A 19,844-nucleotide genomic window follows, 5' to 3' on the forward strand; every position below is an offset into this window, starting at 1 on the left:
TGTGTTGTTACGCCAGAAGCCGTGCGAACGCTGTCGCGGATACTGAAAAAACCTGGGTGCCCGCGTGCGCGGGGATGACTGGACCGCCGCTAGTCCTTGCCGCGCGCCAGCGCCCGCGGGTCGGCCTTCTCGGCGGGGGCGAGGCGCATGACCTCGGTCTGGTATTTCTCGTCCTCGCCGGCGGCGAGCAGGGGGGCGGCGTCGGCGCAGGCCTGCAGCAGCGGCTCGACCCACTTCATGTCCGCCTTGTGGAAGTCGGACAGCACGTGGCCGTGCACCAGCTCCTTGTCGCCGGGATGGCCGGTGCCGAGCCGGGCGCGGCGGAAGTGCGGGCCGACCTGGGCGGTGATCGAGCGGACGCCGTTGTTGCCCGCCGCCCCGCCGCCGGCCTTCATCCGGAAGCGGCCGGGGGCGAGGTCGATCTCGTCGTAGAACACCACCAGCTCGGCGGGATCGATCTTGAAGAACTTCAGCGCCTCGCCGACCGCGTAGCCGCTGTCGTTGTAGAAGGTCTGCGGCTTCAGGATCAGGGTGCGGACCGGCCCCTGCGGGGTGTCGATCGCGCCTTCCATGGCGAAGCTGCGGAACCGCGCCTTCGGGGCCGAGAAGCCCCACCGGCGCGCGATCTCGTCAACGGCCATGAAGCCGATGTTGTGGCGGTTCTTCGCGTAGGAGGGGCCTGGATTTCCCAGGCCCGCGATGAGCAGCATGCGATCCCCCGGCGTGAAGAGAGATCGAGGCGCGGACTATTCCTCGGCCGCCGGAGCCGCAGCTTCCGCGGTTTCGGTGTCCGCCGCAGCGTCTTCCGACATCTGCGCCGAGGCGCCGGCCACGGTGGCCACCACGGTGTCGCCGTCGACCGCCGCTTCGATATTGGCCGGCAGCTTCAGGTCGGAGACGCGGATGGTGTCGCCGATGTCCAGGCCGGTCAGGTCGAACACGACCTCTTCCGGGATCTGGTCGGCCGGGCAGGACAGCTGCACTTCGTGGAACACCACGTTCAGCGTGCCGCCGCGCTTCAGGCCGGGCGAGTCCTCGTGGTTCTGGAAGTGCAGCGGCACGGCGATCTTGATCTGCTGGTGCGCGTCGACCCGGTAGAGGTCGAAGTGCATCGGCTCGTCGGTGACCGGGTGCATGTCGATCGCCTTGGCGATGACCGGCTGGGTCTCGGCGCCGTACTTCAGGGTCACCAGGTGGCCCAGCAGCTTGCCGGTGTAGAGCGCCTTGCGGAACTCGTTGGACTTCACGGCGATGGCCACGGGGTCCTTGTCGCCGCCGTAGAGCACGCCCGGGACCAGGCCGGAGCGGCGGGCGACGCGCGCGCCACCGGTGCCGGTCCGCTCGCGCACTTCAACGTTCAATACGATATCGGCCATGGCCTTGCCTCAAAACGAAGCCGCCGCGCGTAGGCCGCGCGGCGACAAATCTGCGACCGCTGATGGTCGAAAGGTGCGCGTAGATACACAAAAGCCCCGCCCCATGCAACGGGGCGGGGCCTGATTCCGTGGCTGAACGTCAGCGGTGCTTCGCCTTCGGTTTCGCCTTCGTGTGGGGCTTGGCCGGCGTCACCGGGGTGGTCGCGATTTCCAGCGGCGGCGGCCGGACGTCGATGGGCGCCGGCACGCCCGCGCCCTTCATCAGGCAGTTGCCGGTGTCCATCATGATGTGCTGGCCCAGGCAGAAGACGTCCTCGTAGTAGGGCTTGGCCACCGCCAGGCACTGGTAGAGGTTCAGCTTGGACATGTTCAGGCAGGTGGCCGAGGCCGGATCGCTGAGGATCGGCATCACCTGCTCCAGGCTGGCGTCGTCGGCGTAGCCGAGGGCGGCGAGCGCGGCCACGGCCATGCTGTGGATCACCAGCGGGGTGTAGGGCGGACTGGCGGCCTGGGCGGTGAGCCCGAGCGGACCGGCGCCGACGGAGGCCTGCTGCAGGCGGGCGGTCTCGGCCACCTCGCCGCTCAGCGCCGCGGTCGAGAGCTGCTTGGCCTGCATCAGGCGCGCGTCGCGGCCGGAGACATCGGCCTTCGACCAGGCGGAGTGCTGCACGTCATAGGCCGCCTGCTTCACCAGCTTGCCCTGGTCGAGCAGCTTGCGGCCGTCTTCGCCGAGCGCGTTCATCACCAGGCCGGCGGCGCCCGCCGAGCCGGAGATGCCGACCACGTAGGCCGGGTCCTTCATGATCTCGTAGGCGATCGTGCGGCGCTGGGTCGGGTCGACGGCGTAGGTGCGCACGCTGGCCACGAAGGCTTGGTCCTGCAGGGCGGCCACGGCGCCGTAGGCGATGGCGCCGCGCAGAAGCTGCTGCGGCTCGTAGGCGGCGCCGGCGCGGACAGCCTCGGACACCGAGGGGCCGCCGGTGAAGGCCGGGGAGATCGCCGTGGCGTGGGCCACATAGTAGCGGTAGGCGCTGGCCTGCTCGATCACCTTCGGCGACAGGCTGACGGGGGGGATCGGCGGCGGCGGCGGGGGAGGCGGCGGCGGCGGCGGGGCGCAGCCGGCCAGGATCGTGACCATGGCGAGCGCCGCCAGGGTGAGGCCGCGGCGGACCGGAAGTACGGACGTCATGGTTGGTGGCTTCCCCCTCAAAAGAGTGGAGCGAAGATACAGCCCCGGTCGGGCGAGAATATGACCAGACCGCGTAAACTCTTGCTGAGCAAGCTTGACCGTAACGGCCGACCGGAAACTCAGTCGAACAGTTTCGATACCGACTCTTCATTGGCGATGCGGCGGATCGCCTCGCCGATCAACGGCGCGCAGCTGACGCGACGGATCTTCTCGCTCTTCGGGCCCTGCTCCGGCGGCTCGATGGAATCGGAGATCACCAGTTCCTTCAGCACCGACTTCTTCACCCGGTCGATGGCCGGGCCGGAGAGCACGCCGTGGGTGACGTAGGCGGAGACCTCGGTGGCGCCGGCGTCGATCAGCGACTGGGCCGCGCTGCACAGGGTGCCGGCCGAATCGACGATGTCGTCGAACAGGATCAGCCGGCGGCCGCTGACGTCGCCGATGATGTTGGCGACCTCGGACTTGCCGGGCCCGCTGCGGCGCTTGTCGACGATGGCGAGGTCGGCGTTCAGCCGGCTGGCGACGGCGAGCGCGCGGACCACGCCGCCGACGTCGGGCGAGACGATCAGCAGCTCGTTGGTCTTGGAATAATGTTCCTTGATGTCCTGCGCCATCAGCGGCGCGGCATGCAGGTTGTCGGTGGGGATGTCGAAGAAGCCCTGGATCTGGCCGGAGTGCAGATCCATCGTCAGCACCCGGTCGGCGCCGGCGCGGGTGATCAGGTTGGCCACCAGCTTGGCGGAGATCGGCGTGCGGCCGCCGGTCTTCCGGTCCTGCCGGGCGTAGCCGAAGTAGGGCATCACCGCCGTGATCCGCTTGGCCGAGGCGCGCTTCAGCGCATCGATGCAGATCAACAGCTCCATCAGGTTGTCGTTGGCGGGGTAGCTGGTGGACTGCAGCACGAAGACGTCCTCGCCGCGGACGTTCTCGTCGATGGTCACCCAGACCTCGTTGTCCGGGAACCGCTTCACCTGCGCCTTGGTGAGCGGCACATCCAGGTGGGTGGAGACCGCCTGGGCCAGCGTTGGGTTGGAGTTGCCGGCCAGCAGCTTCATCAGATCCCCGCAGCGATTTCGCTAATGGGCCGGCCTTGTAGCAGGCGCGGCCGTCCCGGCAACCCTCTCAGGACTCAAGCACGATCGCCGACAGCAGCCGGCCGTAGTCCAGCTCCGCGGTCCTGAAGGCCCGGCGGTTGGAGAAAAACAGCTCCGGCTCGGCGCAGGTGTCGCGGCCGACCCATTCGCAGGCCTCGATTCCGGCGGCCCGCAGCCGCGCCAGCACGAAGGCGGGCAGGTCGAACAGGCGCTTTTCGGGCGCGGCGCCGGGCGCGAAGAACTGCGCGTGGCCCCGGTCGGCGGCGGTGAACCGGTCGAGGAATTCCAGCCCCACCTCGTAGGACTGCGGGCCGATGCAGGGGCCGACGGCGGCGCGCATGCGACTGCGAGTCGCGCCCAGCGCCTCCATCTGGGCCACCGCGGATTCGACGACGCCGGTGAGCGCGCCCTTCCAGCCGGCGTGGGCGGCGGCGACCACGCGGGCTTCCGGATCGGCGATCAGCACCGGGGCGCAGTCGGCCGCCAGGGCGCCGCAGACCAGGCCCGGCGTGGCGCTGACCACCGCGTCGGCGTGGGGCGCAGCCTCCGGCCACGGCTGCGAGGCGAGCACCGCGTCGGGCGAATGGACCTGGTAGGCGGTGACGATCGTCCCGGCGGCGAAGTGGGCGGCGGCGCGGCGGCGGTTCTCGCGCACGGCCTCGGGGTCGTCGTTGGAGCCCAGGCCGACGTTCAGGCTGGCGTAGATCCCCTGCGAGACCCCGCCCTGGCGGGTGAAGAAGGCGTGCCGCACGCCGGCCACGTCGAGCAGGGGCGAGGTCAGCACGGGAAGGGCGCTCATGCCGCTAGTCCTCGTCGAAGGCGGGCGGGACCCAGCCGGGGGAATGCAGGCAGGCGACCTTGAACAGCTCGCCCATCTCGTCGGCGGCCATCAGCCGGTTGAGCTGGCGGCCGATCACCGAGGCCCGGTCCGGCCGGGTCCTCACCAGCGCCTCGGCGCGCTCGCCGATGCCCATGCGCGCCAGGAAGGCGGCCTGGGTGAGGATGGCGCTCGTTGCGCCGTGCGCCTGCGCGGCGGCGAGCACGGCGGGGAAGTCCGCATGCACGGTCAGGTCCGCCTCGCCAGGGCAGGCGAGGGGATCGACCTTCCGGTGGCGGCGCAGCGCCTGCAGGGTGTCGCCGAAGCCCGGCTCGGCGCGGCCGTAGTCGATCAGCAGGGCCGCGCCGCCGTCGGCGACGACCCGCCGGCCGAGCTCGGCGCCCAGCGCCGCCTGGGCGGAGGACTGCTCGTAGACCGCGCCGACGGCCGCGTCGGGCAAGAGGCCGGCGGCCGGGGTGGCGGCTATGCCGAACGCCAGCGACCCGTCGGCGTCCAGGCCCACCACCTGCTCGGCCCAGCCCACCGGGGTGCGCACGAACTGGCGGGCGGGCAGGCAGTCCAGCAGCTCGTTGGCCACCAGCAGGATCGGCGCGCCGGCTGGCACCTCGTCGAGGCTCGCCGCCCAGCGGATGTCGGCGTCCAGCCGCTCGCGCTGGCGCCGCTGCAGCGGCTCGGAGACCTCGACCAGCCAGACCTCGGCGGCCTGCGCGAAGCCCGGGGCGTGGCGGGCGGCGCGCAGTAGGTCGCTCATCAGCGTGCCGTCGCCGGGACCCATTTCCACCAGCCGGACCTTGGCGGGGCGGCCGATCATCTCCCAGGCCGAGGCCGCCCAGACGCCGATCAGCTCGCCGAACATCTGGCTGACCAGGGGCGCGGTGACGAAGTCGCCGTCCGCGCCCAGCGCCGGGCGGGTGGCGTAGTAGCCGAACTCCGGATCGTGCAGGCAGGCGGTCATGTACTGGGCGACGCTGATCGGCCCGCCCTGGGCGATCTGCTCGGCCAGCCGCTCACGCAGGCTCATCGGCCTCGCGGGCGGGCTTGGACGCAGGCGCGGCGGCCTCGACCGGCCGGGCGGGCGGCAGCGGCTCGCGCATGCCGCGCCAGACCAGGAACAGGCCGGCCAGCACCATCGGCGCCGACAGCATCATCCCCATGGTCAGGCCGAGCGGGAAGTGGGGCATGTAGGCGTCCGGCTCGCGGACGTTCTCCAGCGAGATGCGGATGATCCCGTAGCCGGCGATGAACATGCCCATGACCACCCCGCGGCGGTTGGTGAGCCTGGCCACGTGGGTGGCCCAGCGCAGCACCAGGAAGAGCACGACGCCCTCCAGCGCCGCCTCGTAGAGCTGGCTGGGATGGCGCGGCTCGGGACCCGCGCCCGGGAACACCATGCCCCACGGCGCGGTGGTGGGCCGGCCCCACAGCTCGCCGTTGATGAAGTTGGCGATCCGGCCGAAGAACAGGCCGATCGGCGTGGCCGCGGCGGCGATGTCGCCCAGGCTCAGCGGGTCGACCTTGTTGCGCCAGGCATAGACCGAGAGCGCCAGCAGCACCCCGAGCGCCCCGCCGTGGAAGCTCATGCCGCCGTGCCAGGTCTTGAAGATCTCCAGCGGGTCCGTCCAGAACAGCTCCGGCGTGTAGAAGACCACGTGGCCCAGGCGGCCGCCGACGATGACGCCCAGCGTCACCCACAGCATCATGTCGTCGATCTGCAAGGGGGTGACCGGCGGCGCCCGGTGCGTCCACAGCCGGGCGTTGCGCACCATGCTCACCGCATAGCGCCAGCCCAGCAGGATCCCGGCCACGTAGGCCAGGGCGTACCAGCGGATCGCGATCGGGCCCAGGTGGATGAGGACGGGATCGAAATCCGGGAAGGGCACGGTCGCGCAACTCCAGCGTTAGATGAAGGAGGGTTTAGACGAGAAGCCCTTCGCTTTCACCCCCTCAGGGGCCATATAGAGGAACAGGCGGACGAATTGAGGACGCCCTTCAGAGCGAAAGATGCAGACGCAGAACCCCTTTCTGGACGAAATGGCCAAACTGACGACCGCCGCCATGGGCCTGGCCCAGGCGGCCGGAGACGAGGCGAAGGCCGCCTTCCGATCCCAGGCCGACCGCATCGCCGCCGAGTTCGATCTGATCCGCCGCGAGGACTTCGACGCCCTGAAGGCCGAGGTCGCCGCGCTGCGGGCCGAGATCGCCGCGCTGCGCGGGACACAGGCGCCCGGCGCCGCCGGTGCGGCCGACGCACCCTGAGCGTCCACAGAAACACGCGAATGTGCCTCGCCCCGGACAAGAAGCGGGTGACGGCCAAGCTGCGAAGCAGATTAATTTCATTATCGCAGGCGATTCGGGGGCGGCGCTCCGCTCCCCGCCCGCTGCGAAAGGGGTCTCATGGACACCACCCAGTCTGACGAAAACGTCCTCCTCGCCAACGATCCTCTCGATGTCGTGGAGCACGTGCTTGCGGCGGAGAACCTACCGTTCGACCGTACCGAAGACGGGGACCTGGCCTTTTCCCTGGCCGGCGATTGGAAAGACTACGAGCTCTGGTTCGCCTGGCGGCCGGAGGGCGACTGCCTGCAGCTCTGCCTCTCGATGGACCTGACGGCGACCAAGGAACAGCGCGAGGCCGCCCACGAACTGATCGCCGCGATCAATCCGCGGGTCTGGCTGGGCCACTTCGAACTCTGGGAAGACGGCGAGATCATCTTCCGCCACGGCATGGCGCTGATGACCAACGAACAGCCGAGCCTGGCGCAGGCCGCGGCGATGATCGACGTGGCCGTGGAAGGCGCCGACCGCTTCTTCCCGGCCTTCGACTTCCTGGTGCGCGGCTCGAAGTCTCCGCAGGAGGCGATCGCCGCCTGCATGTTCGAGACCGTCGGCGAGGCCTGATATCCACTGAAGTGTCGTCCCGGCCGGCCCCCAGCGCGGCTTTCCGGGACGACACGGATTGTGTTGGCCGCGCGCGCCGCTAGGTTCGCGGCCATGATCACACCCATCCTGATCCTCGGCGCCGGCCGCATGGGCGGCGCAGTGCTGGACGGCTGGCGCGAAGCCGGCGCGTTCGCCCCCGTCGAGCTGATGATCCGCGACCCGCAGCCCAGTCCGCCGGCGCTGGCGGCGGCGCAGGACGGCGCCCGTCTCAATCCCCCCGATCCCGACCTCGCCGAGGCCAAGACCGTGCTCCTGGCCGTCAAGCCGCAGCTGTGGCGCGAAGTCGCCGCCGAGGTCGCGCCGTGGCTCGCCGCCGATGCGGTGATCGTCTCGGTGGCGGCGGGCGTGCGGGCTGACGACATCGCCCGGGCGTTCAACGGCCGCTGCGTGGCGCGGGTGATGCCGACCACCGCCGCCGCCATCGGCCAGGGGACGGCGAGCCTCTACGCCGACGACCCCGCGGCGCTGGCCCGCGCGCATGCCCTGTTCGAGCCGCTGGGCGCGGTGGTGGACCTCACCGACGAGGCCCAGATGCACGCCGCGACGGCGGTGTCGGGCTCGGCGCCCGCCTACCTCTACGCCTTCATCGAGTCGCTGGAGGCGGCCGGCGTGGCGGCGGGCCTGCCGCCCAAGCAGGCCTCGCGGCTGGCGCGCTCCACCATCACCGGCGCGGCCGCCCTGCTGGCCCGCAGCGGCGAGGAGCCGGCCGAGCTGCGGCGCCAGGTGACGTCGCCCGGCGGCACCACCCAGGCGGCGCTGGACGTGCTGCTGGGCGAGACCGGCCTGCAGGTCCTGCTGCGCGAGGCCGTCGCCGCCGCGGTGCGCCGGTCGAAGACGCTGGGAGCCTAGGTCGGCCGCTTCCAGGTCTGGGCGCGGCAGATGATCATCATGCAGCCCTCGAGCTTCAGGGTGCCGTCCGGGTTCATGCTCATCTTTGAATCGTAGGTCTTGCCGCTCTGCGGGTCGTAGACCTTGCCGCCGATCCAGCGGCCCATCTCGACGCGGCGGAAGTCGCGGATGAGCGGCAGGCCGACGATCGGGCGGCTCTGCAGTCCGGCGTCGGGATTGTTCTCGTCGCGCTTGGGCGCGCCCGCGGCGTCCTTGGGCGCCTTCAGCCAGACGATCTGGCCGCACAGCTTGGCGGCCTGGCCGGCGCAGGGCGCGATGTGGACCTTGGCCGAGCCGCCGGGCGTCAGCCAGTCGCCTTCGACCGGATCCGCCGCGAGGGCGGGCGAGGCGGCGAGGCTCAGGGCCGCGGCGAAGAACAACGGACGCATGTGGACCTCCCAGGATTTGAACGCAGCTTGGCCCTGGCGGGTGAGCCAAGGATGAACAGGGTCAGCCCGGCAGGCGCACGACCGCCCGCAGCCCGCCCAGCGGCGAACGGTCCAGGGTGATGTCGCCGCCGTGGCCGCGGGCCACGTCGCGGGCGATGGCCAGCCCCAGGCCGACGCCCTTGGTGTTCTGGTTGCGCGCCTCGTCCAGCCGCCCGAAGGCCTTGAACGCCTCCTCGTAGCGGTCGGCCGGGATGCCCGGCCCGTCGTCGTCGATGAGGATCTCGACCCCGCCCATCGCCCGGACGCGGGCGGCGATCTCCACGTGCTCGCCGTGGACCGCGGCGTTCATGACCAGGTTGGACAGCGCCCGCTTCAAGGCGTTCGGCCGGACGGCGACGATGAGCGCCGGATCGACCGCGACGCGGAGCTGGGCGCCGGCCCGCAGCGCGCCCTCGCTCACCTCGTCGACCAGCTCGCGCAGGTGCACGGTCTCGACCGCCTCGCCGCCCTCGCCGCGGGCGAAGGCCAGGTATTCGTCGATCATGTGCTCCATCTCGGCGAGGTCGCGCTTCATGGCCTGGTTGCGCTTCGACGGCTCGCCGAGCGCCAGCGCCAGCTTCAGGCGGGTGAGCGGCGTGCGCAGGTCGTGGCTGACCGAGGCCAGGAGCGTGGTGCGCTGGTCGATGTGGCGCTGGATGCGCGAGCGCATGTCGAGGAAGGCGGTGGCGGCGCGGCGCACCTCCTTGGCCCCGTGCGGCTTGAAGGCCGGCACGTCGACGCCGCGCCCGAAGGCCTCGGCGGCGTTGGCCAGCCGCTCGATGGCGCGGACCTGGTTGCGGATGAAGAGCAGGGCGATGGTGGTCAGGAGCACGGTGGCCACCGTCATCCACAGGACGAAGATGTGGCCGTTGGTGGCGAAGGCGCGGTCGCGCGGCGCCAGCACCCGCATCACCCCGCCCGGCACCGCCACGCGGATGTCGACGTAGGCCGGGTAGCGGGTGGTGTCGAACCAGAAGGGGTCGTCGAGGCGGTCGTTCAGCGCCCGTTGCATCGAGCGGTCGATGGGGGCGAAGAACGGCCCGAAGAGCACCGGCGGGTCGCGCCGCGTGGCCGGCAGCTTGCGGCCCGGCTGCAGGGCGATGGACAGGCCCATGGAGTCCTCGGCGCGCGAGGACAGCTTGGCGAAGGCGGCCGGGGTCGGGTCGTCGCGATAGCTCTCCACGGCCCAGGCGACGTCGCCGGCCAGCCCGTCGGAGAGGCGGCTGGTCACCGTCTGCCAGTGGGCGTCGAAGAAGACGTAGGTGACGGCGATCTGCATGATCGCCACCGGCAGCACGATGATCAGCAGGGAGCGGCCGAACAGCGTCTTCGGCATCTGCCGCTTGAGCCAGCGCCCAAGCACGCGGGTGGAGACGCGCCAACGCATCAGTCGGGGGCCAGCCTGTAGCCTATGCCGCGCACCGTCTGCAGATAGCGGGGCGCCTTGGGATCGTCCTCGATCTTACGCCGAAGCCGCGTCACCTGCACGTCCACGGCGCGCCCGGACGGATCGACCGTGCCGTTGGCCAGCTCCAGCCGGTCGGCGGCCTCGTGCGGCGTGCGCGCCAGCTGGCGCAGCAGGGCGACCTCGGCCTCGGTCAGCCGCACCTGTTCGCCGTCGCACAGCAGCTCGCCGCGGTCCGGATCGAAGGCGCAGCGGCCGAGCGCCAGCCGGCCGCCGGGAGCCGGCCGGTCCTGGGCGCGGCGCAGGATGGCCTCGATGCGCAGCAACAGCTCCTCGGGCTCGAAGGGCTTGGCCAGGTAGTCGTCGGCGCCCAGCTTCAGCCCTTCGATCCGGTCCTCCGGCTCGCCGCGGGCGGTGAGCATCAGCACCGGCGTGCGTCCCGCCGGCCCGCGCTGGTCGCGCAGCCAGCGGGTCAGGGAGAAGCCGTCCTCGCCCGGCATCATCACGTCGAACACCGCCAGGTCGAAGTCGAACGAGCCGATCAGCCGCCGCGCCGCATCGCCGCCAGGCGCGGCGGTGACCCGGAAGCCGGCGCGCGCCAGGTATTCCTTCAGCAGCTCGCGGATGCGGTCGTCGTCGTCGACGATCAGCAGGTGCCGGCCGCGCTGGGCGGTGTCGGTGAGCGTCATCCGGGACCTCCAGTTGCGCCGGGGCTGCGGGTCCGGCCGCCGGCGAGCGCCGCCAGGATGCGCCGGGCGCCGGCCACGCCATCCAGGCCCGCGGAGCGGTACGCCCGGGCGATCTGGCTGCGCAAGCGTTCGCTGACCGCGCTCTCGAACGCCTCTCCGCGAGCGGTGAGCGCCGCGGTGCGCCGGCGGCCATCGAGATCGCCGGCGGCCTTGTCCACCAGCCCCTTGCCTTCGAGGTCCAGGAGGATGCGGCTGGCGGCCTGTTTCGACAGGCTGGTGAGGTGGGCCAGCTCCTGCACGCCGACGCCGGGCCGGCGGCGCAGCAGGAAGGCCGCGCGCCAGTGCGAACGGCCCAGACCCAGGCCCTCCGCCTCGAGCGCCGCGTCCACCGCCGCCCAGACCGAGGCCTCGGCGAGCATCAGCAGTTCGAGCCCCGCATCCAGCTCGTCCTCGCGCAGGATCAGCCGCGGATCGGCCGGCGCGTTCATCGGTCAAGGTCCATTTCGTTTGACGCCGGCGGCTTCGGGGTTTTCAAGGGGGGCCTCTCAGAGGAGGCATTTCGCCTATGTCTATCGTTCCCTTCGATGATCGCGACGGATGGATCTGGCTGGACGGCCAGTTCGTGCCCTGGCGCGAGGCGAAGGTGCACGTACTGACGCACGGCCTGCACTACGCGTCGGCCGTGTTCGAGGGTGAACGGATGTACGGGGGCGAGATCTTCGAGCTGACCGAGCATACCAAGCGTCTGTTCAAGTCCGCCGAGATCCTGGACTTCGAGATCCCGTTCACGGTGGCGCAGATCGACCAGGCCTGCAAGGACACCTGCGCCAAGAACGGCCTGACGGACGCCTACCTCCGCCCGATCGCCTGGCGCGGCTCCGAGATGATCGGCGTCTCGGCCCAGCAGACGAAGATCCACGTGGCCATCGCGGTCTGGGAGTGGCCCAGCTACTTCAAGCCCGAGGAAAAGGCCAAGGGGATCCGGCTCACCTGGGCCAAGTACAAGCGGCCGTCGCCGGAGACCGAGCCGGTCCACGCCAAGGCCACCGGCCTCTACATGATCTGCACCATCTCCAAGCACGCCGCGGAGAAGGAAGGCTACACGGACGCCATGATGCTGGACTGGCGCGGCTACATCGCCGAGTCGACCGGCTCCAACGTGTTCTTCGTGAAGGACGGGGTGCTGCACACCCCGCTGCCCGACTGCTTCCTCAACGGCATCACCCGCCAGTCGGTGATCAAGCTGGCCAAGAAGCAGGGGTTCGAGGTGGTGGAGCGCCACATCAGGCCGGAGGAGCTCGCGGGCTTCTCCGAATGCTTCGTGGTCGGCACCGCCGCCGAGGTCACGCCGGTGGCGGAGATCGGCGAGTACGTGTTCAAGCCGGGCAATATCTCGCTCAGCCTGATGGACGACTACGCCAAGATGGTCCGCCGCGAGCTGGTGAGCGCCTGAGGCTTCTCCTCCCCCGCGACGCGGGGGAGGGGGACCACCCGCCAGGAGCGGGTGGTGGAGGGGGCGAGATCAGGCGCCGTGCTCCGGCCGCCCCTTCCACCACGCCCTCTGCGGGGCGCGGTCCCCCTTCCCCGTGAACGGGGACGGAAGAAGCCTCAGATGATCCAGGCCTCGGGCCGCGGGTAGGGTTCGTCGCGCGCCAGGTAGATGACGCCGAGGACGGTGCGGACCAGGAACCACAGCCAGACCGCGCCGCAGATGATCCAGCCGAGCGCGAAGAACGGCAGGCCGATCAGCACCAGGCTGAAGATCCCGCCCCAGAAGATCAGCGCCATGCCGACCACGAACCAGCCGACCGACAGCCAGAAGGTGCGGATCTGGAAGGTGTAGTGGGTGCGCATCCGCGCGCCCGCGCCGCTGCGGTTGGCGTAGGCGAGGATCAGGCCGATCAGGATGGTCAGGCCGTGGGTCAGGCCCAGCAGGTAGAGGCCGTAGACCACGGCCGGCAGGGTGCGGTCTTCGACGGCGCCGTAGCCCAGACGGTCGGTCATGCTCTGAGCCTCCCAGCCGATCCCACCGCGGGATGATGCCCTAAACAGATGGGAGCGCCAGGGTGGTTTGTTAGCCGGCCTCAGGTCCGGACGACGGTGATCTCTACGCCCGCCCCGACCGCGTCGGGCGCCAGCGCCAGCGGCTTCTCCACCCGCACCCGGGCGCGGGTCACGCGGGGATCGGCCAGGCAGACCCGCGCCAGCCGCTCGGCGAAGGTCTCCACCAGTTCGATGTGCCCCTGGGACGCCACGGCGCGGGCGGCGTCGAGGATGGTCTCGTAATTGAGGGTGTCGGCCAGCCGCTCGGCGCCGGCGGTGGGCACGTCCAGCTCGACGTCGACCACCAGCGGCTGCACGCGGCCGATCTCGTGCCGGTAGACGCCGATCTCGGCCTGCACCTTCAGGCCGGTGACGAACACCTTGGTCATCACCACGCGCGCCTCGGGCGTGGGTTGGGCGGCCGGATCGGGACGGGGGGAGGAGACCATCGGGCCGGTCCTCAACTGCGCCAGGCCAGGTGCTGGCCGGCGTCGACGGCGATCATCTGGCCGGTGACCGAGGGCGCGTCAATCAGGTAGCTGAGCGCTGCGGCGATCTCGGCGGGCGGGACCGCACGGCCCATCAGGGTGGCGGCGACCTCGGCGTCGAAATCCCCGTCGTCCTGGTGCACCGACTGCAGGGTGGGGCCCGGCCCGATGCCGTTGACCCGGATCCGCGGCGCCAGCGCCTGGGCCATCATCTGCGTGGCGTCCCAGAGCGCCGACTTGCTGAGCGAATAGGAGAAGAAGGCCGGCGCCGGCCGCCAGACCCGCTGGTCGAGGATGTTGACGATCAGCCCGTCGCGGTCGGCCGGCAGCCGGCGGGCGAACACCTGCGACAGCACCAGGGGCGCGCGCAGGTTGGTCTCCATGTGGGCGTCCCACGAGGCGCGGTTCAGGCTCTCGAAGGCGTCCTCGTCGAACACGCTGGCGTTGTTGACCAGCAGGGTGACGGGGCCGAGCTCGGCCTCCGCCTCGCCGACCAGGGCGACGGTGGTGGCTTCGCGGCGCAGGTCGCAGGCGAGGATGGCGGCCTTGCGGCCGCGGGCGCGGACATCGCCGGCCGCGCCTTCGGCGTCGTCGTCGACGCCGCGCACATGGATGGCGACGTCGTAGCCGGCGTCGGCGGCCGCGACCACCAGCGCCCGGCCGATCCGCCGCGCGCCGCCGGTGACCAGCGCCGCGCCACGGCTAGCCATGATGGGAGGTCCCGATCAGCTCAGTCGAGCCGGCCGAACTCGAAGAAGTTCAGCGCGCCGAACACGACGATGAAGATGACGATGGCGGCGATGCCGAGCATGGGCGGCTCCAGGAAATCCGATGCGTCGGCTTTACCCAGGCTATGCGGCGGCCGCAACCGACTTGTCCAACCGCGAAAGTGGGGAGCAATGTTCGCACCCAACTTGCGGGCCGTCCGACGGCCAACCAACTGTAATTCCCACGGGGGCTTCCCCAGTTACCGTTGATCACTAAAATGCTTGTTTGAACTCGGGGCGAAAAGCTCCGGCGGGCAGGAACCGAAAGGTCCAGGAGGACGTCATGCGCGAGTACCTCAAATTCTACATCGATGGCCAATGGGTCGATCCCGTCGAGCTGAAGACCCTCGACGTCGAGAACCCGGCCACGCAGGAAGTGGTCGGCAAGATCGCCCTCGGCTCCGCCGCCGACGTGGACAAGGCCGTGAAGGCCGCGCGCAAGGCGTTCGACAGCTGGTCGCGCACCAGCCGTGAGGAGCGCCTGGAGGTGCTCGGCCGGATCCTCGCGGAATACCAGAAGCGCTTCGGCGACCTCGCCACCGCGGTGACCGAGGAGATGGGCGCCCCCGCCTCGCTGGCCCAACGCGCCCAGGTGCCGGCCGGCATGGGCCACCTGGCCACCGCCGCCCACATCCTGAAGGACTTCAAGTTCGAGGACGACCGCGGCCAGACGATGATCGTCAAGGAGCCGATCGGCGTCTGCAGCTTCATCACCCCCTGGAACTGGCCGCTCAACCAGATCACCTGCAAGGTGGCCCCGGCCATCGCCACCGGCTGCACCATGGTGCTGAAGCCGTCGGAAGTGGCGCCGTTCTCCGGCCAGATCTTCGCCGAGATCATGCATGCGGCCGGCGTGCCGGCCGGCGTGTTCAACCTGGTGCACGGCGACGGCCTGGGCGTGGGCGTGCCGCTCTCGTCGCACCCCGACGTGGACATGGTGTCGTTCACCGGCTCCACCCGCGCCGGCATCGAGGTGGCCAAGAACGCCGCCCCGACCGTCAAGCGCGTCCACCAGGAGCTGGGCGGCAAGAGCCCGAACATCGTGCTCGACGACGAGGTGCTGTCGAAGAGCGTCGCCCGCGGCGTCGGCCACATGATGACCAACTCCGGCCAGTCCTGTAACGCCCCGACCCGGATGCTCGTCCCCACCAAGCGGATGGGCGAGGCGATCGCCGCGGCCAAGGAAGCCGCCGAGCAGATCACGGTCGGCGATCCCAACGGCAACGCCACCATGGGCCCGGTGGTCTCCAAGCTGCAGTGGGACAAGATCCAGACCCTGATCAAGAAGGGCATCGAGGAAGGCGCCACCCTCGTCACCGGCGGTCCCGACCGGCCGGAAGGCCTCGACAAGGGCTGGTTCGTGAAGCCGACGGTGTTCGCCAACGTCACCAACGACATGACCATCGCCAAGGAAGAGATCTTCGGCCCGGTGCTGTCGATCCTCGGCTACGAGACGGTCGACCAGGCGGTGCAGATCGGCAACGACACGGAGTACGGCCTGGCCGGCTACGTGAACGGCGCCGACCTCGCCAAGGCCCGCGAGATCGCCTCGCGGCTGCGCGCCGGCCAGGTGTCGATCAACGGCGCCGCCGACATGAGCGCGCCGTTCGGCGGCTACAAGATGAGCGGCAACGGGCGCGAGTGGGGCGACTTCGCCTTCCACGAGTTCCTGGAGACCAAGGCCATCCTCGGCTACGCGCCGAAGCAGGCCGCGGAGTAGTCCGCCCAGCGTGAGTGACGTCGAAGGGGTCGCCGCAGGGCGGCCCCTTTTTTCGTATCGAGACCCAGAGAGAACCGGCCATGAGCGCGATCGACCCCGACTTCGAAACCATGCTCGAGATGCAGGCCAGGGCGATGCAGGGCGAGCCGATGCCGCCGCTGGACGCCCTGCCGCCGGAGATGGTGCGGGCCGGCTACCGCGTGCAGCGGCAGGCGCAGGACCAGAACGCCCCGAAGGACGTGGAGACCCGCGACCTGACCCTCCCCGGCGCGGGCGGCGAGATCGCGGCGCGGCTCTACGTCCCGGCCGGTGCGCCGACGCCGTCGGGCGGGCTGGTCTATTTCCATGGCGGCGGCTTCGTGATCGGCGACCTGGAGACCCACGACGGCCACTGCCGGCGACTGGCGGCCTGGTCGGGCTGCCGGGTGCTGGCGGTGGACTACCGGCTGGCGCCCGAGCATCCGTTCCCGGCCGGCCACGACGACGCGCTGGCCGCCGTCAGATGGGCCTTCGACCACGCGTCGGAGATCGGCTTCGATCCCAAGCGCACCGCGGTCGGCGGCGACTCCGCGGGCGGCAACCTCGCGGCCTCGGTGGCGCTCGACCTGAAGGACGACCCGCAGCGGAAGATCGCCTTCCAGCTGCTGCTCTATCCGGGCATCTGGCCGCAGGTGGAGACCGCCTCGCGCAAGGCGCTGGACGGGCCGGTGCTGACCCGGGAGGCGCTGGCCTGGTTCGACAAGCTGCTGGCGGCGGCCGGGCACCCGCAGGCGCACCGCGCCTTCCTGGCGACGCGCGACGTGGCGAGGGCGCCGCCGGCCCTTGTGGTCACCGCCGGCCACGACCCGCTGAAGGACGAAGGCCGCGACTACGCCGAGCGGCTGCGCGCCGCCGGAGTCGACGCCCGGCACGTGGAGTACCCGAGCCTGGTGCACGACTTCTACATCATGGCCGACGTCTCGCCGGCGGTCGTGGCCGCGGCGCAGGAGACGGCCGCGGCGCTGAAGGCGGCGCTCGCCTAAGCCGCCTCGCGGCCCCGCCGGGCGCCGGACCAGCTCAGCACCGCGATCCCGGCGATGGTCGACAGCAGCGAGCCGACCACCACGCCCACGCGCACCTGGGCGCTGGCCTCGTCCCCGGGGAAGGCGAGGGCGCCGATGAACAGGCTCATGGTGAAGCCGATGCCGCAGAGCAGGGAGACGCCGTAGAGCTCGATCCACTTCGCGCCGGTGGGCCGGCGCGCCAGCTTCAGGCCGACGATCGCCGCCGTCGCGCCGAACACGCCCAGCTGCTTGCCGACGAACAGGCCGAGCGCCGTGCCGACGGCGACCGGCCCGAAGATCGCCCCCGCCGTCAGCCCTGCGAAGGAGAAGCCGGCCGCCGAGAAGGCGAACAGCGGCAGGATCAGGAAGGCCACATAGGGGTGCAGGCTCTCCATGAAGTCCTCGAGCACGCCCGGCCGGTGGGGCTTGCGCGGCTCCATCGGCACGGTGAAGGCGGCGGCCACCCCGGCCAGCGAGGTCGAGACGCCGGACTTCAGGGTGAAGGCCCAGACCAGCAGGAAGCCGGCGGCGTAGAATAGGTAGGGCGCGCGCCGCCAGCGGCCGAGCAGGGCCATCAGCGCCAGCGACACCAGCGCGCCGCCCACCGCCGCCAGCTTCACCTGCGAGGTGAACACCAGGCCGATCACCGCCACCGCGCCCAGGTCGTCGACGATGGCCAGGGTCAGCAGGAAGACCCGCAGGGTCGGCGGCAGCCGCCGGCTGACCACCGCCAGGGCGGCGATGGCGAAGGCGATGTCGGTGGCCAGCGGCGTCGGCCAGCCGTAGGGCGCGCCGCCTTCGCCGAGGTTGAAGGCCAGGTAGACGAGCGCGGGGACCACCATCCCGCCGAGCGCCGCCACGATCGGCAGCGCCAGGCGTCGCGGATTGGCCAGCTCGCCGCGCAGGATCTCGTATTTGATCTCCAGGCCGACGACGAAGAAGAAGATCGCCATCAGCCCTTCCTTGACCCAGTCGAGCACCGACAGGGTCTCGTCGAAGGCGCCGATGTGGATGGTGAAGGGCGCCTCGATGAAGCGGAAATAGCCGCCGGACCAGGGCGAGTTGGCGAGCCCGATCGCCACCACCGCGGCCGCGGCGAGGATCACGCCCGACGCCGCCTCTGTCCGCAGGAAATCGAGGGTGATGCGCCGGGCCATGGGGCCCGGTTAGCACGCAAGCGGAGCCGGATCGACGGTTTCCGACCGCCTCAGACGGCGTCGTCGAGGATGCGGCGGACCTTGCTGGCCAGCCCCTGGTAGGTGAACGGCTTGGAGACCAGCTGCACGCCGGGATCGAGCCGGCCGTTGTGGACGATGGCGTTGCGCGTGTAGCCGGTGGTGTAGAGCACCTTCAGCCCTGGCCGCTGTTTGCGCGCCTCGTCGGCGAGCCGGCGGCCGTCCATCCCGTCCGGCAGGACCACGTCGGTGAACAGCAGGTCGACATGGCGGGACATCTGCAGCGCCTCCAGCGCGGCGCGGCCGTTCTGGGCCTCCAGCACGTGGTAGCCGAGGTCCCGCAGGACGGCGGTGGAATAGGCCCGCAGGTCCTCGTGATCCTCCACCACCAGGATGGTCTCATGGCCCCCGTCCACCGCCTCGGCCGGGCCCGGCTCCGCCGCGGCCTCCGGGCGATCGGCCAGCAGGCGCGGCAGGTAGATCTTCACCGTCGTGCCTTCGCCGACCTCGGAATAAACCCGGACGTAGCCGCCGCTCTGCCGGACGAAGCCGTAGACCTGGCTCAGACCAAGGCCCGTGCCCTTGCCGGCGGGCTTGGTCGTGAAGAACGGCTCGAACACCTGCGCCAGGGTCTCCGGAGCCATGCCGCAGCCGGTGTCCGTCACCGCGATCATCACGTACTGGCCCACCGGAACCGGCTCGGGCACGGCGGCCACATAGGCCTCGTCGAGGTAGACGTTGCTGGTCTCGATGGTCAGCCGGCCGCCATCGAGCATGGCGTCGCGCGCATTGACCGCCAGGTTGACCAGGGCGCTCTCCAGCTCGGCGGGATCGGCGAGCGTCATCCAGAGCCCGGGCGTCGCCACCGTCTCCAGGCGGACCTGCTCGCCGAGCGTCCGCTGCAGGATATCCGCCAGTCCGGTCGTCAGCCGGTTGGCGTCGATGGGCTTGGGGTCCAGCGCCTGCCGGCGCGAGAAGGCCAGCAGCCGGGCCGTCAGGGTGGCCGCCCGCTGGGAGGCCTGGAAGGCCATGTCGCGCGAGCGCCGCACCCGGGCGAGCGCCGGCAGATCGGGCAGCGTCTCCAGTTGGCGGCTGATGGTCTCCAGCCCGCCCATGATGACGGTCAGGAGGTTGTTGAAGTCGTGGGCGACGCCGCCGGTGAGCTGGCCGATGGCCTCGAGCTTCTGCGCCTGACGAAGGGCGTCCTCGGCCTTGGCGCGTTCGGCGACTTCCTCGGCGACACGCATCTCGAGCGTCTCGTTGAGGGTCCGAAGCTCGGCGTTCAGACGGGCGGATTCGGCGAGCGCGCCCTGAAGCGCCGCGGCGTGGGCGCCGACCTGTCCGCGGGCCTGGTCCAGCGCCGCGGCAAGGACAGTCGCCCGGGCGGTGGCGCTCTGCGCGGCCTGCGTGAGCCCGGCCGCCGCCAGCGCTTCGGTCTCGGACCGCAGAAGCGCGAAGACCAACGGCAGGGCCTGGGCCAACTCCAGGGCGGTCACCCGGGGCGCGCCCCCGATCAGCGCGGCGACCATGCCGTCTTCCCGGACAAAGGCGCGGGCCGGCGTGAGGCTGTCGCGGTCGGGCCACGCCAGGTCGAGCCGGAACTCCCCCGGCCGGGCGCAGGCGGCGAGGAAGGCGCGCCAGGTCGGACCGCCCGGCAGGGTCTGCGGAAAGCCCGGCCCGGGACGCGGAGCCCCGACGTCCGGATCGCGGACGAACAGCAGCAGGGCCTCCGCGCCGACCTCCGCGGCCAGCGCGCCTGCC

Annotated in this window: 23 protein-coding genes; 6 read left to right on the plus strand and 17 right to left on the minus strand. The window is 71.0% G+C overall.

All coding sequences use genetic code 11. The annotated features are described in order from the left end of the window. Positions 1–89: 89 nt before the first annotated feature. The 7 genes from pth to lgt all read right to left on the minus strand — a co-directional run bounded on the left by pth (position 90) and on the right by lgt (position 6,377). On the minus strand, positions 90–710 hold the full coding sequence (gene pth / locus DJ021_RS10130; RefSeq protein WP_111457428.1) for an aminoacyl-tRNA hydrolase: 621 nt from the start codon (positions 708–710) through the stop codon (positions 90–92). Between the two features lie 36 nt (positions 711–746). Beyond that, positions 747–1,376, minus strand: coding sequence for a 50S ribosomal protein L25/general stress protein Ctc (locus tag DJ021_RS10135; RefSeq protein WP_111457429.1), 630 nt, complete (start codon positions 1,374–1,376; stop codon positions 747–749). Between the two features lie 139 nt (positions 1,377–1,515). After that, positions 1,516–2,565: a hypothetical protein gene (locus DJ021_RS10140; protein WP_111457430.1), complete on the minus strand. Its 1,050-nt coding sequence runs from the start codon at positions 2,563–2,565 to the stop codon at positions 1,516–1,518. 119 nt (positions 2,566–2,684) lie between these two features. Further along, complete coding sequence (locus DJ021_RS10145; protein ID WP_111457431.1) at positions 2,685–3,620, minus strand: ribose-phosphate pyrophosphokinase; 936 nt, start codon at positions 3,618–3,620, stop codon at positions 2,685–2,687. Positions 3,621–3,687: 67 nt separating this feature from the next. Beyond that, positions 3,688–4,458, minus strand: a complete 771-nt coding sequence (gene pgeF, locus DJ021_RS10150) for a peptidoglycan editing factor PgeF (protein ID WP_111457432.1) — start codon at positions 4,456–4,458, stop codon at positions 3,688–3,690. 4 nt (positions 4,459–4,462) lie between these two features. Then, complete coding sequence (locus DJ021_RS10155) at positions 4,463–5,518, minus strand: class I SAM-dependent methyltransferase (protein WP_111457433.1); 1,056 nt, start codon at positions 5,516–5,518, stop codon at positions 4,463–4,465. Then, positions 5,505–6,377 (minus strand): prolipoprotein diacylglyceryl transferase, encoded by an 873-nt coding sequence (gene lgt, locus DJ021_RS10160; protein ID WP_111457434.1) that lies wholly within the window; start codon positions 6,375–6,377, stop codon positions 5,505–5,507. The genes DJ021_RS10155 and lgt overlap by 14 nt, the downstream gene beginning before the upstream one ends. 121 nt (positions 6,378–6,498) lie before the next feature. Between lgt and DJ021_RS10165 the strand changes: the two genes are divergently transcribed. The 3 genes from DJ021_RS10165 (at position 6,499) to proC (ending at position 8,286) form a co-directional block, all read left to right on the plus strand. Continuing rightward, complete coding sequence (locus DJ021_RS10165; protein WP_111457435.1) at positions 6,499–6,753, plus strand: accessory factor UbiK family protein; 255 nt, start codon at positions 6,499–6,501, stop codon at positions 6,751–6,753. Positions 6,754–6,891: 138 nt separating this feature from the next. Next, complete coding sequence (locus DJ021_RS10170) at positions 6,892–7,395, plus strand: type III secretion system chaperone family protein (protein ID WP_111457436.1); 504 nt, start codon at positions 6,892–6,894, stop codon at positions 7,393–7,395. Positions 7,396–7,491: 96 nt separating this feature from the next. Beyond that, the gene (proC, locus tag DJ021_RS10175) at positions 7,492–8,286 is read left to right on the plus strand and encodes a pyrroline-5-carboxylate reductase (RefSeq protein ID WP_111459056.1); all 795 of its coding nucleotides are present in this window, start codon (positions 7,492–7,494) and stop codon (positions 8,284–8,286) included. Here the strand turns inward: proC and DJ021_RS10180 are convergent. From DJ021_RS10180 to DJ021_RS10195, 4 genes are all read right to left on the minus strand, one after another. Next, entirely contained in the window at positions 8,283–8,714 is a 432-nt protein-coding gene (locus tag DJ021_RS10180; protein ID WP_111457437.1) for a DUF2147 domain-containing protein, read from the minus strand. The genes proC and DJ021_RS10180 overlap by 4 nt on opposite strands. 61 nt (positions 8,715–8,775) lie before the next feature. After that, entirely contained in the window at positions 8,776–10,140 is a 1,365-nt protein-coding gene (locus tag DJ021_RS10185; protein WP_111457438.1) for an ATP-binding protein, read from the minus strand. Beyond that, positions 10,140–10,847: a response regulator gene (locus DJ021_RS10190; RefSeq protein ID WP_111457439.1), complete on the minus strand. Its 708-nt coding sequence runs from the start codon at positions 10,845–10,847 to the stop codon at positions 10,140–10,142. The genes DJ021_RS10185 and DJ021_RS10190 overlap by 1 nt, the downstream gene beginning before the upstream one ends. Beyond that, complete coding sequence (locus tag DJ021_RS10195) at positions 10,844–11,335, minus strand: MarR family winged helix-turn-helix transcriptional regulator (RefSeq protein WP_111457440.1); 492 nt, start codon at positions 11,333–11,335, stop codon at positions 10,844–10,846. Before DJ021_RS10195 ends, DJ021_RS10190 begins: the two co-directional genes overlap by 4 nt. Before the next feature lie 77 nt (positions 11,336–11,412). On the opposite strand from DJ021_RS10195, the gene DJ021_RS10200 reads away from it, so the two are divergent. After that, positions 11,413–12,300, plus strand: a complete 888-nt coding sequence (locus tag DJ021_RS10200; protein WP_111457441.1) for a branched-chain amino acid aminotransferase — start codon at positions 11,413–11,415, stop codon at positions 12,298–12,300. A gap of 155 nt (positions 12,301–12,455) precedes the next feature. On the opposite strand, the gene DJ021_RS10205 is transcribed toward DJ021_RS10200, so the two are convergent. From DJ021_RS10205 to DJ021_RS18885, 4 genes are all read right to left on the minus strand, one after another. Continuing rightward, complete coding sequence (locus tag DJ021_RS10205) at positions 12,456–12,851, minus strand: DUF4870 family protein (RefSeq protein ID WP_111457442.1); 396 nt, start codon at positions 12,849–12,851, stop codon at positions 12,456–12,458. An 80-nt stretch (positions 12,852–12,931) separates the two neighbouring features. Then, the gene (folB, locus tag DJ021_RS10210) at positions 12,932–13,339 is read right to left on the minus strand and encodes a dihydroneopterin aldolase (protein ID WP_207801802.1); all 408 of its coding nucleotides are present in this window, start codon (positions 13,337–13,339) and stop codon (positions 12,932–12,934) included. An 11-nt stretch (positions 13,340–13,350) separates the two neighbouring features. Further along, positions 13,351–14,088: an SDR family oxidoreductase gene (locus tag DJ021_RS10215; protein WP_111457443.1), complete on the minus strand. Its 738-nt coding sequence runs from the start codon at positions 14,086–14,088 to the stop codon at positions 13,351–13,353. Between the two features lie 20 nt (positions 14,089–14,108). Then, positions 14,109–14,246, minus strand: coding sequence for a hypothetical protein (locus DJ021_RS18885; protein ID WP_165837175.1), 138 nt, complete (start codon positions 14,244–14,246; stop codon positions 14,109–14,111). Positions 14,247–14,428: 182 nt separating this feature from the next. Here DJ021_RS18885 and DJ021_RS10220 point away from each other — a divergent pair, with 182 nt between their 5' ends. Together DJ021_RS10220 and DJ021_RS10225 are read left to right on the plus strand one after the other, a co-directional pair. Further along, a complete protein-coding gene (locus DJ021_RS10220; protein ID WP_111457444.1) occupies positions 14,429–15,865 on the plus strand; it encodes an aldehyde dehydrogenase family protein in 1,437 nt (478 codons plus the stop codon). 80 nt (positions 15,866–15,945) lie between these two features. Further along, positions 15,946–16,887 (plus strand): alpha/beta hydrolase, encoded by a 942-nt coding sequence (locus DJ021_RS10225; protein ID WP_111457445.1) that lies wholly within the window; start codon positions 15,946–15,948, stop codon positions 16,885–16,887. On the opposite strand, the gene nhaA is transcribed toward DJ021_RS10225, so the two are convergent. Together nhaA and DJ021_RS10235 are read right to left on the minus strand one after the other, a co-directional pair. After that, positions 16,884–18,065 (minus strand): Na+/H+ antiporter NhaA, encoded by a 1,182-nt coding sequence (gene nhaA / locus DJ021_RS10230; protein ID WP_111457446.1) that lies wholly within the window; start codon positions 18,063–18,065, stop codon positions 16,884–16,886. The genes DJ021_RS10225 and nhaA overlap by 4 nt on opposite strands. A gap of 50 nt (positions 18,066–18,115) precedes the next feature. Further along, positions 18,116–19,612: an ATP-binding protein gene (locus DJ021_RS10235; protein WP_133254982.1), complete on the minus strand. Its 1,497-nt coding sequence runs from the start codon at positions 19,610–19,612 to the stop codon at positions 18,116–18,118. Positions 19,613–19,844 lie beyond the last annotated feature (232 nt).

The organism is Phenylobacterium hankyongense, assembly GCF_003254505.1.
GTDB classification, from domain to species: domain Bacteria; phylum Pseudomonadota; class Alphaproteobacteria; order Caulobacterales; family Caulobacteraceae; genus Phenylobacterium; species Phenylobacterium hankyongense.

Coding starts and splice junctions, on each gene's coding strand:
- pth (WP_111457428.1), bottom strand. CDS start 710: ATGCTGCTCATCGCGGGCCTGGGAAATCCAGGCCCCTCCTACGCGAAG.
- DJ021_RS10135 (WP_111457429.1), bottom strand. CDS start 1,376: ATGGCCGATATCGTATTGAACGTTGAAGTGCGCGAGCGGACCGGCACC.
- DJ021_RS10140 (WP_111457430.1), bottom strand. CDS start 2,565: ATGACGTCCGTACTTCCGGTCCGCCGCGGCCTCACCCTGGCGGCGCTC.
- DJ021_RS10145 (WP_111457431.1), bottom strand. CDS start 3,620: ATGAAGCTGCTGGCCGGCAACTCCAACCCAACGCTGGCCCAGGCGGTC.
- pgeF (WP_111457432.1), bottom strand. CDS start 4,458: ATGAGCGCCCTTCCCGTGCTGACCTCGCCCCTGCTCGACGTGGCCGGC.
- DJ021_RS10155 (WP_111457433.1), bottom strand. CDS start 5,518: ATGAGCCTGCGTGAGCGGCTGGCCGAGCAGATCGCCCAGGGCGGGCCG.
- DJ021_RS10165 (WP_111457435.1), top strand. CDS start 6,499: ATGCAGACGCAGAACCCCTTTCTGGACGAAATGGCCAAACTGACGACC.
- DJ021_RS10170 (WP_111457436.1), top strand. CDS start 6,892: ATGGACACCACCCAGTCTGACGAAAACGTCCTCCTCGCCAACGATCCT.
- DJ021_RS10180 (WP_111457437.1), bottom strand. CDS start 8,714: ATGCGTCCGTTGTTCTTCGCCGCGGCCCTGAGCCTCGCCGCCTCGCCC.
- DJ021_RS10185 (WP_111457438.1), bottom strand. CDS start 10,140: ATGCGTTGGCGCGTCTCCACCCGCGTGCTTGGGCGCTGGCTCAAGCGG.
- DJ021_RS10190 (WP_111457439.1), bottom strand. CDS start 10,847: ATGACGCTCACCGACACCGCCCAGCGCGGCCGGCACCTGCTGATCGTC.
- DJ021_RS10195 (WP_111457440.1), bottom strand. CDS start 11,335: ATGAACGCGCCGGCCGATCCGCGGCTGATCCTGCGCGAGGACGAGCTG.
- DJ021_RS10200 (WP_111457441.1), top strand. CDS start 11,413: ATGTCTATCGTTCCCTTCGATGATCGCGACGGATGGATCTGGCTGGAC.
- DJ021_RS10205 (WP_111457442.1), bottom strand. CDS start 12,851: ATGACCGACCGTCTGGGCTACGGCGCCGTCGAAGACCGCACCCTGCCG.
- folB (WP_207801802.1), bottom strand. CDS start 13,339: ATGGTCTCCTCCCCCCGTCCCGATCCGGCCGCCCAACCCACGCCCGAG.
- DJ021_RS10215 (WP_111457443.1), bottom strand. CDS start 14,088: ATGGCTAGCCGTGGCGCGGCGCTGGTCACCGGCGGCGCGCGGCGGATC.
- DJ021_RS10220 (WP_111457444.1), top strand. CDS start 14,429: ATGCGCGAGTACCTCAAATTCTACATCGATGGCCAATGGGTCGATCCC.
- DJ021_RS10225 (WP_111457445.1), top strand. CDS start 15,946: ATGAGCGCGATCGACCCCGACTTCGAAACCATGCTCGAGATGCAGGCC.
- nhaA (WP_111457446.1), bottom strand. CDS start 18,065: ATGGCCCGGCGCATCACCCTCGATTTCCTGCGGACAGAGGCGGCGTCG.
- DJ021_RS10235 (WP_133254982.1), bottom strand. CDS start 19,612: ATGGTCGCCGCGCTGATCGGGGGCGCGCCCCGGGTGACCGCCCTGGAG.